Source organism: Pseudomonas kurunegalensis, from assembly GCF_030291635.1.
In the GTDB taxonomy this organism is placed as follows: Bacteria; Pseudomonadota; Gammaproteobacteria; order Pseudomonadales; family Pseudomonadaceae; genus Aquipseudomonas; species Aquipseudomonas monteilii.
The window spans coordinates 4,246,179-4,260,113 of record NZ_CP127871.1; the positions used below are offsets into that span (position 1 = coordinate 4,246,179).

Sequence of the window (13,935 nt, forward strand, 5' to 3'; positions counted from 1 at the left end):
CATGAGCACTCCGCTGATAGAACTGGTCGGCATCCGCAAATCCTACGGGGGCGGCGACAGCCCCCAGGTCGATGTGTTGCGCGGCATCGACCTGAAAGTCCATGCCGGCGAGTTCATCGCCATCGTCGGCACCTCGGGCTCTGGCAAGTCGACCCTGATGAACATCCTGGGTTGCCTCGACCGCCCAAGCGCCGGGCACTATCGCTTCGCCGGCCAGGATGTTGCCGGCCTGAACAATGACGAACTGGCCTGGTTGCGCCGCGAAGCGTTCGGGTTCGTGTTTCAGGGTTATCACCTGATCCCCTCCGCCTCGGCGCAGGAAAACGTGGAGATGCCGGCGATCTACGCCGGAACCACGGCGGCCCGGCGCGCCGAAAGGGCCAAGGCCCTGCTGCAACGCCTGGGCCTGGGCGAGCGCACCGGCAATCGCCCGCGCCAGCTTTCAGGCGGCCAACAACAACGGGTGTCCATCGCCCGGGCATTGATGAACGGTGGCCACATCATCCTGGCGGACGAACCCACCGGCGCGCTGGACAGCCACAGTGGCACCGAGGTCATGCGCCTGCTGGATGAACTGGCCGAGCAAGGCCATGTGGTGATCCTGATCACCCACGACCGCGATGTGGCCGCCCGAGCCCAGCGCATCATCGAGATCCGCGACGGCGAAGTGATCAGTGACAGCGGCGCCGACCAGGCGCCGCCACCGCGTCGCCCAGGTGCGCTGCAAGCCGTCGATCTGGCCGGGCGCCTGGTGCGTGCCGACAGCCAGGGCAGCCCCTGGCTGGGCGAAACCCGGGACGCCCTGCAAGCCGCCTGGCGGGTCATGTGGAGCAACCGCACACGCACCGCGCTGACCCTGCTGGGGATCATCATCGGCGTCGCGTCGGTGGTCGTCATGCTGGCAGTGGGTGAAGGCAGCAAGCGCCAGGTCATGGCCCAGATGGGCGCGTTCGGCTCGAACATCATCTTCATGAACGGTGCCCCTCCAACACCGCGCGCTCCGCCCGGCAACGTTCGCCTCAGCGACGTGCAGGCGCTGGCCGAGCTACCTCAAGTGAAGTCCATCATGCCGGCCATGACAGTGGAAGCGCAGGTGCGCTTCGGCAATCGTGACCTGGAGTCGACCATCGGTGGCTATTCGCCTGTGTTCCCGACGCTGATGAGCTGGCCCGTCAGCGAAGGCAGCTTCTTTACCGACAACGACCTGGCCACGGCTGCGACCGTGGCGGTGATCGGCTCGGAGGTGCGCAAGAAGCTGTTCGTCGACGGCCAGGACCCGATCGGCCAGTACATCCTCATCGAGAACGTGCCGTTTCAGGTGATCGGCGTGCTCGCCAGCAAAGGCTCCAGTGGCGCCAACCAGCGAAACGACCTGCGCATCGCCGTGCCGTACTCAGCGGTTTCCATACGTCTTTCCGGCACGCAACACCCGGAATACGTGATCATCGGTGCCGCCGACAGCACCCAGGTGCATGACACCGAACGCGCAATACGCCAACTGATGCTGAGCCTGCACGGTGGCATCGAAGACTTCGAGATCGACAACAGCGCGGCGATGATCCAGGCCGAGGCGGCGACACGCAACGGGTTGTCCCTGATGCTTGGCGCCATTGCCGCCATTTCGCTGCTGGTCGGCGGGATCGGCGTCATGAACGTGATGCTCATGACCGTCCGCGAACGCACCCGCGAAATCGGCATCCGCATTGCCACCGGCGCCCGACAGCGCGACATCCTGCGCCAGTTCCTGACTGAAGCCGTGGTGCTTTCGCTGACCGGCGGCCTGATCGGCGTCTGCCTGGCGTTGCTGATCGGCGTGGTACTCAGCCTGGCCAAGGTGGCCGTGGCGTTTTCTGCCCTGGCGATAGTGGGTGCCTTCGCCTGCTCGGTAGCCACGGGCGTCATCTTCGGTTTCATGCCCGCGCGCAAAGCCGCCGCCCTCGACCCTGTCGCCGCCCTGACCAGTGAATGACCATGACCAGAACCCCGTTTTTACTGCTACCGCTGCTAACCCTGCTGGGTGCTTGCAGCCACAACCCTGCGCCATTGGACAGCGGTATCGCTGCACCTGCCAGCTGGCAAAGTCCGGCTGGCGGCACGGCGGCCTCCGCGCAATGGTGGACAACGTTCAATAGCGCTCAACTGAGCCAACTGATCGAGCAGGCGCGCCAGGGCAGCCATGACCTGCGCGCCGCCATGGCAAGGGTCAGGCAGGCACAGGCCGACCTGCGTATTGCCGGCGGCCCCCTGCTGCCGCGCCTCGACGCCAGCGCCGACGCCTATCACCAGCGCCTGCTACGAGGCCAAGGGTACAGCGAGCAGGACACGTCGAACCGCGAGCGGACCTACCGCTACTTCAACACGGCCCTGACGACCAGCTACGAGCTGGACTTCTGGGGTAAAAATGCCGCTGCGCGTGACAGTGCCCGCCTTGGCCTGCAAGCCACTGCACGTGACCGTGACACGCTAGAACTGAGCCTGACGAGCAGCGTCGCCGATACCTACCTGAGCGCCCTCGCCGCTCGCGAGCAGGCACGCATCGCCGCGCTTAACCTGGAAAACGCCGACAAGGTCCTGAGCCTTGTACGCACACGGTTCCAGGCCGGGTCGTCGACTGCCCTGGAACTGGCCCAGCAAGAGAGCCTTGTGGCCAACCAGCGACAACAGTTACCGCTCTACCAACAAGAGGCCCGCGATGCGCAGATCACCCTGGCAACCCTGCTTGGCGTACCGGTGCAGGCGCTTGAACTGGCCGATCAGCCTTTCGATCAACTGAGCGGCCCGAGCATTGCCGCCGGCATTCCCAGCCAACTGCTGACGCGCCGCCCGGATATCGCTGGCGCAGAGGCGCGCCTGGCTGCGGCTCAGGCGGATGTCAGCGTTGCGCGGGCAGCACTGTTCCCCACGGTGAGCTTGACGGCCAGCCTGGCCACTGGCGACAGAAAAGCCATCGACCTGCTGCGCAACCCGGCGCTCAACCTCGGTGCCGGTCTGACGGCGCCCATTTTCAATAATGGCGCCTTGCGCGCCGAGCGTGATCGCGCCATCGCTCGCCAGGACGAGCTGCTCGAGGCCTATCGCAACGTGCTGATCACCAGTTTCGGCGAAGTCGAGAAGGCCTTGAACAGCGTCGACGGCCTGGACCGCCAGACACACTGGCAGCATGAAGCACTCACCCAGGCGCAACGTGCCTTCGACCTGGCCGAGAACCGCTACCGGGCCGGGGCCGAAGACCTGCTCAGCGTGCTGGAAGCGCAACGCAGCCTGTTTACAGCACAGGCCGAACGGGTACGGCTGCGCAAGGCGCGTTTGCAGGCCAGTGTTGCGCTTTACAAGGCATTGGGCGGCGGCTGGACGGCGTCGGACACACTGATGACAGCGAGGTAGGCAAGCCCCCTGACGGGAGCCCTACCTGCTGCAACACCGGCCAAAAATCCTCAACGCTACAAACCGTCACGTCGCGGGCCGGGTGCCAGATGACGGGCATACCAAGGCCGCTGAGGCACCCTGCCGGCCAGGCGATCGCCGTCTTCTTCAGGGCTGAAAATGACTTGCAAGGCCAGCTTCATGGTCTCGATGTCCAGTTTCCCGGTGCCGCCACCATTGCCCAGGCCCCAGGCACCGCAACCTTCACGCGTGGGCCCCAGCCAAGGCTCGGCCACACGCACCCAGCGCCCTGGCGCAAACCACGGAATGCCATCGATCATCTGCGGCTTCACTTCCCCTGGGTGCGCCTGTTGGTGGGCCAGGTACCAATCGTTCAGGCGGTCGTCGATCCAGCCATGAAAGGCCCAGAACACCGGGTTGACGTGGGAGGAAAACGGATCGCCGAGGAAGTCGTTCTCGGCGCGGAACCAGCGTTCGGAAAAATCGTAGTTGCGACGCCCGTAAGGCATCGGGTAATCCGAGTTCGGGTCACGCCCCAGGGATGCCCAACGCATGTGCAGCCAATCGTGGATCCCCAATTCGATGCGTGAACCCAACTCTCCCAGACACAGGGTGCTGAGGTATTGCGGATCATGCAGCTGGGCTTCCCACAGCTGGAAGTTGGCGTGCAGCCCCTGGCTGCTCTTGACGTAGTACAGCCATTGGCTGAAGGCTTCATCGCCGGCCGCCTGCCAGTTGGGCGGGACGCTGTAGCCGTCGCGGTTGTCGAGGTAATCGAAAAACGCCTGAACGCCATGCCCGATGGATGGACGTGCCGCAGGCAGGCTTGCCCAGGAACGCAGGTCCTGGACCTCGCGCACGCCATGCAGCATGTGCCGATGCATGAACAGAAAATCCTCGCCAGAGCCGTTGCGATGGCGATCATGCCCGCGTGCGTTGCGCTCCTTGCCCAACGGGCCGACCTGCCAACCCAGCGCACGCACCATCTGCCGCCGGGATTCATCGATGCGGTGCCAGCGATCGCGGCTGGCGTGCCAGAGCTGGTGATAGTAGCGACGCTGCGGTGAAATCAGGTCCTCGTGCAGGGCCGCCACGTACGGCAGCCGCTCACGCGCCAGCACGAACGGTCGGCGGACGGCGACAAAGCTCGCCTGCGCCCCGGAATGCCCCGCCTGCGTCCCTGCCAGGCGTACGTGCCCACTCAGGGTCGCGCTGCCTCCCCCCTCGCTCCAGTCGCCCCATATCTCATCCAGCACGGCATCGCAGTCATACGCCTCGCCAGAGCCCGCCATCATCTTCAGTTGCACCTTCGGCAGCCGGTCGGCAGCCAGCGGGCCGTATACCTGCAAACCCTGACCGCCATAGGGCGCAGTGCCCAGGTAGCCGCGCACGGCACGGGCACCCTGCCCTACATCGAGCAGCAGCTGCTGCGGCCGGGCCAGCTCGGTCAGCGCCGGGTGATCGCTCGTCATGCGCCAGTCCCAGATCCCGACCAGGCGTTCACCTAACAGCGCATTGGGCAGGTCATCGACCGGCACCGCAGGCTCGTCACTGCTCAGCTCCGCTTCCTCGGCCCGCTGCCACGCCTGCCGTGCGTAATAGCCGGCAGGCAGTGCTACACCGGCAGCCACCAGGCCCGCCAGGATCTTTCGACGTGACACTTTCATCCACTGTACTCATGACGTGACTCCTGCTGCGAAAACGAATGGTTGCGGGAGCGATTTAGAGGGTTGCTAAATTCTCTTGGGCTCGGCTCGTTTCACCCAGCAAGTTCGAACGGCATGGGGCCGTCGTGCAGGCGGTCGAGTACGCAATGAAGAAACAGGCTTTTTTTTCGCGCAGATGGCCATGGGCTTTGGCCCTTCTGCTCTTGCTCCTGGCGGCCGCAGGCGCCTGGTGGTATTGGGTCTACCTTGCCAAACACCCCTACGGCCGGGAAATCGAACAGCGGGCCAACGCCCTGCAGGCGCGCATCCCGGCCCTGGATGCGCACCTTGACGTGCCGCTGAGCTATGGCACCGATGGCGAGGAAGCAAACCGTGACGGCCCGACCCAGTTCGACCTGGTGAAAGCCGCCAAAGGCCGCCTGAGCGGCGCCTCGATCGCAATCTGGTCATGGCCGGAGTTCTGGAGTGGGCCCAATTGGCCGCACCGCCCCACACCCGGGTTCGAGGCGGCGATGGCCAACGAACTGGAAGTTCGCTATCGGATCATCACCAGCATCGCCAAGGACTACCCTGCGCAGGCCGGCATCGCTTACACCCCTGCCGACTTCCGCCGACTGGTCAGTGAAGGCAAGTTCGCCATCATTATCAGCCTGCTCAACGCCGCCCCTCTTGGCGACGACATCGACAAGCTGGACCACTGGGCCGCACGCGGCATGCGGGTGTTCGGGCCAGGCTACGTCGGCAACAACAGCTGGGTCGACTCGGCGCGCCCACTGCCCTTCCTGGGCGATTCGGTCGACCCGCTGGGCGGTCTTTCCGACATCGGTCGTCGCGCCATCACCCGGCTCAACGACCTTGGCGTGGTCATCGACGTCTCGCAGATGTCCAGCCAGGCCCTGACCCAGGTCACCCAGCTGAGCCGCGCGCCGGTCATGGCCTCGCACACGGGGGTGCAAGGCATGATGGACATTCGCCGCAATCTCAGCGACGCGGACCTGGCACACATCAAGGCCACCGACGGGCTGGTCAACATCGTGGCCTACTCCCACTACCTCAAGCCGTTCTCGCGCCCGACCATCGAAAAGATGAACGCGTTACGCGCCAAGTATGGCCTGCCAGATGTACAGAACCAGACCCAGATGGGCACCACCACCGACCCGGTGTTCTCGATCTGGTCGGAGAAAAAGTTCGGTGAATACCTCACGCCGTTCTACGACATCCTCGGCGCCGAGCCCGAAGCGACCCTGGCCGACTACGTCGACTCGATCGACTACGCGGTGAAGAAGATCGGTATCGACCATGTCGGCATCAGTTCCGACTTCAACGACGGCGGCGGTGTGGCTGGCTGGGAAAATGTCAGCCAGAGCCGCAACGTCACGGCCGAACTGATGCAGCGCGGCTATTCCGACGAAGACATCGCCAAGCTCTGGGGCGCCAACTTCCTGCGTGTGTGGGAAGCCGCCCAGAAGGCCGCCAGGCCGGCCCCTCCTCCTGTTGCCCACTACCCGTAAGGAAACCCATGAAACGGCTGACCTCACTGATTGCCCTCGGTTGTCTCTCACTGTCGCTCGAAGCCCTCGCTGCCGACCCGGCTGCACCGGGCAAGGTTTTCAAAGACTGCAAGGATTGCCCGGAAATGGTCGTGCTGCCTGCCGGCAGCTACGTGATGGGCACCCCCGATGACGAACTGGGCAAACAGGACGATGAAGGTCCGTTGCACACCGTGACCTTCGCCAAGGCCTTCGCCATGAGTCGCTTCCATGTGACTGCCGGGCAATGGCAGGCCTATGCCAAGGAAACCCACACGGTGCTGCCCGACGGCGACGACCGCCCGGGGCGGCTGTGCAAGAACGGCAAGCCCAGCTACCCGCAAGGCCCGACGCAGCCTGCGGTCTGCATGACCTGGGATGAGGCGCGCGGCTACATCGCCTGGCTCGCGAAGAAGACCGGCAAGCCCTACCGCATGGTCAGCGAGGCCGAACGCGAGTACGCCGGCCGTGCCGGCTCCACCGGCCCCTTCCCGTTCCCCTTCGACCAGGAAGGGGAATATCAGATCAGCAAGCATGCCAACACCTACGGGCCGCGTGATGGCTTCACCTACACGGCCCCGGTCGGCAGCTTCCCTGCCAATGCATTTGGCATGTACGACATGCATGGCAATGTGTACGAGTGGGTCGAGGACTGCTGGCATACCGATTATGTCGGCGCGCCCACCGACGGCAGCGCCTGGACCACCGGTGGTACCTGCACACACCGGCAGATTCGCGGCAACGACTACCTGGAACCGCCCATCTTCTCCCGCTCGGGCAACCGCAACGAGCGCGAACCCGACGTGCGCGGCGACTGGCTGGGCTTTCGGGTAGCCCGCGCCCTTCAGGACGGTGAACCCAACTGACAATCCACAGGGAGAGTGACCATGCCCACCTTGAGCAGACGCCGTTTCGTCGCCGCCGCTACCTTGACCGGCCTTGCCCCCGCCATGCCCGCCTGGGCGGCGGGCGCAGCGAGCGATCCACCGGCGGACGACGCCATCATCCGCCTGGATTACAACGAGAGCCCGTATGGCCCCTGCCCTTCGGCACTCGAAGCAATGCACCAGGGTGCTCGCCAGAGCGGGCACTACTTTCCGGAACACGAATACCGCCTGGCTGAGCTGTTCGCCCGGCAAAACCAGGTACCCGAAGACCATGTGGCGGTCTTCTGCGGCTCCCGCTCGCCGTTGCAGTACGCCTTGGCTCGCCACGCCGACAAGCGCAGCGTGGTCACCGCCGCGCCGACCTATGACTCGGTGGCCAATGGCGCCAGGGCTGTCGGCGCAACCGTGCATGAGGTGCCGCTCGATGCCCGTCACGCCCATGACGTACGCGGCATGCTTGCCGCCACCCGGCAACCCGGGGTGCTGTACCTGTGCAACCCGAACAATCCCACGGGCACGCTGACGCCACGCGCCGACATCGAGCACCTGGTCACCCACAAGCCGGCAGGCAGCCTGGCGATCATCGATGAGGCCTATATCCACTTTACCGACGCGCCCTCCTGCCTGGACCTGGCGGTCAGCCATGACAACGTCATGGTCCTGAGGACGTTCTCCAAGCTCTATGGCATGGCCGGTGCCCGCCTGGGGCTGGTAGTCGGGAAACCGGCATTGCTCGCCGACCTGCAACGCCTGAACGGCTACAACTTCGTGCCACTTGCCGCCGCCATGGGCGGCATCGCCAGCCTGCAACAAGAAGACCTGGTCAGCGAACGAAAACACATCAATCGAGGCATTCTGCGGAACACGATCGACGCCCTGCAAAAGGCCGGCTACCGCTGCACCGACGCCCAGGCCAACTGCTTCATGGTGGCCCTCGGGCGCCCCGCCAAACCTGTGATCGAGGCACTCGCGCAACGCAACATCCGGGTCGGGCGGGTATTCGAGGCGTGGCCGCAGTGGATGCGTGTCAGTGTCGGCACGCCGGCGCAGATGCAGGCCTTCCTGAAGGCGTTTCTTGACGTCATGCACGGCTGAAGTCAGCCGCCTAAATCCACCCTCCGCGGCTTCGTTTAACACCTACCCAACAGCAGCGCACGCAAGGCGCTGCTCCCCCCCGCCAGCGTCGGCTGATCTACTCAGGAGCACATCATGTCCCAGCCCACCCGCGGCGCCGTGCAGGACCTCTTCGCCCTGCTCAAGCCGTTTAAATACACCGTCGCGCTTTCCGTCATCCTGGGCATGGTCGGCGGCCTCAGCATCACCGTCCTGCTGGCCACCATCAACCGGGCCCTGCACGACGATTCCGGCCTGACCCAAGGCGTGGTCTGGGGCTTCGCCGGGCTTTGCCTGGTGGCCCTGGCCAGCTCGGTGTTTTCCGACATCGGTAGCAACCGAGTGGGCCAGCACATCATTGCCGCCTTGCGCAAAACGCTGGGCGAGAAAGTGCTGTCGGCCCCCATCGAACAAATCGAGCGCTATCGCAGCCATCGGCTGATTCCGGTGTTGACGCACGACGTGGACACCATCAGCGATTTCGCCTTCGCCTTCGCGCCCCTGGCGATCGCCCTGACCGTCACCCTGGGCTGCCTGGGCTACCTGGCCATGCTGTCCTTGCCCATGTTCCTGCTGATCCTGACCGCTATCGCCCTCGGCACCGTCGTCCAGTACATCGCACGGGCCCGGGGCATGCAGGGGTTCGTCGCGGCGCGTGATGCCGAGGATGAGCTGCAACGACACTACAATGCGATCGCCGGTGGCGCCAAGGAGCTGCGCATCCACCGCGCTCGCCGCCAACGTATGTTCAGCCGCAACATCCAGGGCACGGCCGACCTGATTCGCGATACCCAGATCCGCTCCATCAATACCTTCGTCATCGCCAAGACCTTCGGCTCGATGCTGTTCTTCGTGGTCATCGGCCTGGCGCTCGCCTTGCAATCGTTATGGCCCAACAGCGACAAAGCGGTCATGAGCGGTTTCGTCCTGGTGCTGCTGTACATGAAAGGCCCACTGGAATACCTGATAGGCACGCTGCCAATCATCAGCCGCGCCCAGATCGCCTTCCGCCGGGTTGCCGAGCTCTCCGAGCGGTTCTCCTCGCCAGAGCCGCACCTGCTGCTCGAAGACAAGGCCAGCCAACTGCCCGCCTTGCGCACCCTTGAGCTGCGTGATGTGCGCTTCGCCTTCCCTCCGGTCGACGGCAACGCACCGTTTACCCTGGGGCCGGTAAACCTGCAGATCCGCGAGGGCGATATCGTCTTCATCGTCGGCGAGAACGGCTGTGGCAAGACCACCCTGATCAAGCTGCTGCTAGGCCTGTACCCCCCGCAACAAGGCGAGATTCGCATCAACGACCAGCCCATAACCGCGCGGGATCGCGACGATTATCGCCAGCTCTTCACCACCATCTTTTCCGATTACTACCTGTTCGACGACCCCTTCCTGGGCGCCAAGCAGGTGCCAGAGAGCGCCGAGGTCTATCTCAAGAGGCTGGAAATCGCACACAAGGTCAGCATCCGCGACGGCAGCTTCACCACCACCGACCTCTCGACCGGGCAACGCAAGCGGCTGGCGCTGATCAATGCCTGGCTCGAAGAGCGCCCGGTGCTGGTGTTCGATGAGTGGGCTGCAGACCAGGACCCGACCTTCCGGCGCATCTTCTACACCGAGCTGCTGCCCGAACTGAAGCGCCTGGGCAAGACAATCATCGTCATCAGCCACGATGACCGCTATTTCGATGTCGCCGACCAGCTGGTGCGCATGGCGGCCGGCAAGGTGGTCGTCGAGGCGTGCGTCGCCTGATGCAACAAAAGCGAAGCATTTGCATTCCGGTTTGTCATCAGCCGTGCGTCATACCCCTAGTCACCCTAAAAAAAGATCTGCCCAGCCTATCCACTCAACATCTACAACGAGCACCGAAATGCCCACCCACCTTCGATTGAATCACCTGACCCGGGCGCTTGGCCTTCGACGCGCATTCAACGCCCGACTGCCAGCACTGGCCCTGAGCCTGGCCCTGCCCTTGGCTGCCCAGGCGCAAGATCAGCAACTGACCTTGAATATTCCGGCACAGCCCTTGAGCTCGGCGCTGAAGGCATTTGCGGAGCAGACCGACGTGCAGGTGTTGTATGAGCCCGATGCCGTACAGAACCTGCGCTCAGGTGCGTTGAGCGGCCGCTACAGTCTGGATGAGTCGGTACGCGTGCTGCTCAGGGAAAGTGGCTTGCGCTATCAGTTGCGCGACAACACCTTGACCTTGCAGGCGGCCTACGAAGGTGGCAGCGCGATGCTGCTCGATGCCACGAGTATCCAGTCCAGAACCCTGGGTGCCACAACCGAGGGAACAGGGTCTTACATCACCGGTTCCACCAATACCGCAACGAAGCTGGCCCTGTCGCCTCGCGAAACCCCACAGTCGGTCAGTGTGGTGACGCGTCGCCAGATGGACGACCAGAACATGCAGTCACTCGACGATGTCGCGCGCGCTGCCACCGGTATCAACACCGTGAAGGACTTCGGTACCGAGCGTTCGCGTTACTTCTCACGGGGCTTCCAGGTCAACGACCTGCAGTACGACGGTGTGCCAAGCAGCATCTCGGAAAGTTTCTCCATGGACGTCACTTCGGTGAACAACATGGCGATCTATGATCGGGTCGAGTTCGTTCGCGGCGCGAACGGCCTGATGCAAGGCGCCGGCTCGCCCTCGGCAGCGATCAACCTGGTGCGCAAGCGCCCGGGCGATACCTACCAGATGAAGGCGGAGATCGGCGCAGGGTCGTGGGACAACTACCGCGGCCAGATCGACGTTGGTGGCCCGCTCAATGCCGAAGGCACCCTTCGCGGGCGCACGGTCATGCTCTACAGTGCCGGCAACAGTTTCGTGGACAGGGCCAACAAGGACAACCAGCTGTTCTATGCGATCGGCGAAGCCGACCTGAGCGACTGGACAACGGTCAGCCTGGGTACCGTGTTGCAGAAGGACAACAATGGCGGATATGACTGGGGCGGCCTGCCAACTCAGAAAAGCGGCAGCTTTTACCCCTTCTCCCGATCGACTTCCTTCGCGCCGGGCTGGGCACACCTGAACAAGATCAACCGCACCGTGTTCGGCGACGTTCGGCACGAATTCAACGAGGACTGGAAGCTGACCGTGAACGGCAGCATGACCTGGTCCAATGCTGACTTCCTTGCCTTGTATGGCACCAACGTGGGCAACGACCAGCTCCAACTGCGTACCAACGATACCAAGTACGACGACGAGCAGATCAGCCTCGATGCGGCGCTCAATGGTGCGTTTGACCTGTTCGGTCGCAAGCATGAGCTGGTCTTCGGTGCTACGGCACGCAAGGATCGCTTCATCAACGAATCGCGTTACAACGACAACCCCACGACAGTCGACATTCTCGATTTCGACCCTCACCTGGTCGCCCCCCCTACCTACAGTGGCGAGCGCGTGCAGTACCGGGCGGTGCGCAAGGACAAGGGGATTTATGCCGCGACGCGCCTGAACGCTACCGACGACCTGCACGTGATTTTGGGCAGCCGCCTGAGCTCGGTGAAGTACGAGTCACCGGACGAGATGGAACCGTTCGAGGAAAAGAACAAGATCATCCCGTATGGCGGCATCGTCTACGATGTCACCGACAACACCTCGGTCTATGCCAGCTACACCGAAATCTACCAACTGCAGGCCAACTATGGCCTGGATAACCACTTGCTCAGCCCGATCACCGGCACCAACTACGAAGTCGGGATCAAGAACGAGTTTCTGGGTGGCCGCGTCAACACCGCCATCGCGCTCTTCCAGGTAGACCAGAGCCACATGCCCGAGAAGATCAACGGAACAGGGAAATGTGGCCCAGGCGGTGCCTACAGTTGCTACGAGGAAGGCGGCAAGGTACGCAACCGTGGTTTCGACATCGAGGTCGGGGGTGAGGTCCTGCCGCAGTGGAACGTGATGGCGGGGTACACCTACAGCCATCCCGAGTATGTCTCCGGCGCCAAGAAAGGTACTGACTACTCGACCGAAACGGCCCCGCAACGACTGTTCAAGGTCTCGACCAACTATCAGTTGCCTGGCCGCTTCCAGGACTGGAGAGTCGGTGGCAACGTCTACCACCAGAGCAAGATCTACCTGGGCGATGTGAAGCAGAGCGCCTACAACCTTGTCGATCTCAACACGCAGTACAAAATCAACAACAACTTGAGCGTGCAACTCAACCTGAACAACGTGTTCGACAAGAAGTACTATTCGTCTGTCTTCAACAGCAACCTGGGCAACTACTTCGGCGCGCCGCGTAACTTCGGCCTTACCCTGCGCTACGAAAACTGAAACCGCTGGGCTGACCTTGGCCCGCAATGCAAAAAATCCGATGCCCGGAAACGGGCATCGGATTTTTTTGCGTCCCGGCCAGCGTTATCGGCTGCCGGTACCTTCGGCCTGCAACCAACTGCGCACGCCGACTGCCAGCTGGTCGTAGACCTCCGTGACTTCCGGCACGATGGACAGTGTTCGCAGCAGATCGTGAGTCAGGCCCTCTGCCACGATACATTCAACGTTCACCCCGGCCTGCTCAAGCCGCGCCGCGTAGGCCTTGCCTTCATCCAGCAGCGGGTCCAGGCCTGCCAACAGAATGATCGCAGGTGCAAGCCCCGCAAGCTCATCCGCCAGCAACGGTGAGAAACGCCAATCCCGGCGGTCTTCGTCGGACTGCGCGTACTGCGCGTAGAACCAGTCGAGTGTCTCGTCTTCCAACAAATACCCTTCACCGAACACGGTGTGCGACGAACGCTTGCAGCTTGCATCCGTTATCGGGTAGCACAGCAGCTGGCCAACAGGCGTTATCGCCGCCTGCGGGCCCTGCCTTGCCGCTTCGATCGCCAGCGCAGCGGCCAAGGTGGCCCCTGCGCTGTCGCCGGCGAACACGACCCGGGCCGGGTCGAGCCCCAGGCGGCGACCCTGGGTCGCCAGCCACTGCACGGCATCTGCACAGTCCTCATGGGCCGTCGGGAACCGGTGTTCCGGAGCAAGCCGGTAACCGACCGAAAGCACCGCGCAACGGGTACGCCCGGCAAGCTCTCGGCATACGCCGTCGTGCGAATCCAGGCTGCCTACCACGTAGCCCCCACCGTGGAAATACAGCACCACTGGCAAGTTCTCGCCCGCGTCAACCGAGGGTCGGTAAAGCCGTAACGCAAGCGAACTGCCATCGCGCACGACAGCCGACAGGTCTTCGACCCGCAGATCCCAAGGCACGGGCCAGCGCAGTCGTTGCGAAGACGACTCGAAGGTTGCCCGTGCCTGGGCCGGAGAAAGCGTGTGCAGCGGTTTGATATCAAGGTTCAAGCCAGCCAGGTCGAGGAAGGCTTCCAAAGCGTTATTCAACATGCAACTCCCTAAATGTTCGGCGC

Annotated in this window: 9 protein-coding genes; 7 read left to right on the top strand and 2 right to left on the bottom strand. The window is 63.4% G+C overall.

Translation table 11 applies throughout. The features are described from left to right. Position 1 precedes the first annotated feature (1 nt). Both QQ992_RS19430 and QQ992_RS19435 read left to right on the top strand, forming a co-directional pair. On the top strand, positions 2–1,969 hold the full coding sequence (locus QQ992_RS19430; RefSeq protein WP_105946485.1) for a MacB family efflux pump subunit: 1,968 nt from the start codon (positions 2–4) through the stop codon (positions 1,967–1,969). Beyond that, complete coding sequence (locus tag QQ992_RS19435) at positions 1,966–3,384, top strand: efflux transporter outer membrane subunit (protein ID WP_286110738.1); 1,419 nt, start codon at positions 1,966–1,968, stop codon at positions 3,382–3,384. The genes QQ992_RS19430 and QQ992_RS19435 overlap by 4 nt, the downstream gene beginning before the upstream one ends. Positions 3,385–3,440: 56 nt before the next feature. Here QQ992_RS19435 and pvdP read toward each other — a convergent pair whose 3' ends face one another. Continuing rightward, positions 3,441–5,051 carry a pyoverdine maturation tyrosinase PvdP gene (gene pvdP, locus QQ992_RS19440; RefSeq protein ID WP_286110739.1) on the bottom strand — a complete coding sequence of 537 codons (1,611 nt, stop codon included), beginning with the start codon at positions 5,049–5,051 and terminating at the stop codon, positions 3,441–3,443. 146 nt (positions 5,052–5,197) lie between these two features. Between pvdP and QQ992_RS19445 the strand changes: the two genes are divergently transcribed. The 5 genes from QQ992_RS19445 to QQ992_RS19465 all read left to right on the top strand — a co-directional run bounded on the left by QQ992_RS19445 (position 5,198) and on the right by QQ992_RS19465 (position 12,856). Then, complete coding sequence (locus QQ992_RS19445) at positions 5,198–6,562, top strand: dipeptidase (protein ID WP_433963092.1); 1,365 nt, start codon at positions 5,198–5,200, stop codon at positions 6,560–6,562. 8 nt (positions 6,563–6,570) lie between these two features. Continuing rightward, a complete protein-coding gene (gene pvdO, locus QQ992_RS19450; protein ID WP_019096330.1) occupies positions 6,571–7,446 on the top strand; it encodes a dihydropyoverdine dehydrogenase in 876 nt (291 codons plus the stop codon). A 21-nt stretch (positions 7,447–7,467) separates the two neighbouring features. Beyond that, positions 7,468–8,562, top strand: a complete 1,095-nt coding sequence (ptaA, locus tag QQ992_RS19455) for a pyoverdine biosynthesis transaminase PtaA (protein ID WP_286110741.1) — start codon at positions 7,468–7,470, stop codon at positions 8,560–8,562. Positions 8,563–8,676: 114 nt separating this feature from the next. Continuing rightward, on the top strand, positions 8,677–10,326 hold the full coding sequence (locus tag QQ992_RS19460; RefSeq protein WP_286110742.1) for a cyclic peptide export ABC transporter: 1,650 nt from the start codon (positions 8,677–8,679) through the stop codon (positions 10,324–10,326). A 118-nt stretch (positions 10,327–10,444) separates the two neighbouring features. Next, positions 10,445–12,856, top strand: coding sequence for a TonB-dependent siderophore receptor (locus tag QQ992_RS19465; RefSeq protein WP_286110743.1), 2,412 nt, complete (start codon positions 10,445–10,447; stop codon positions 12,854–12,856). A gap of 84 nt (positions 12,857–12,940) precedes the next feature. On the opposite strand, the gene QQ992_RS19470 is transcribed toward QQ992_RS19465, so the two are convergent. Next, complete coding sequence (locus QQ992_RS19470) at positions 12,941–13,912, bottom strand: alpha/beta hydrolase (RefSeq protein WP_286110744.1); 972 nt, start codon at positions 13,910–13,912, stop codon at positions 12,941–12,943. Between the last annotated feature and the right edge of the window lie 23 nt (positions 13,913–13,935).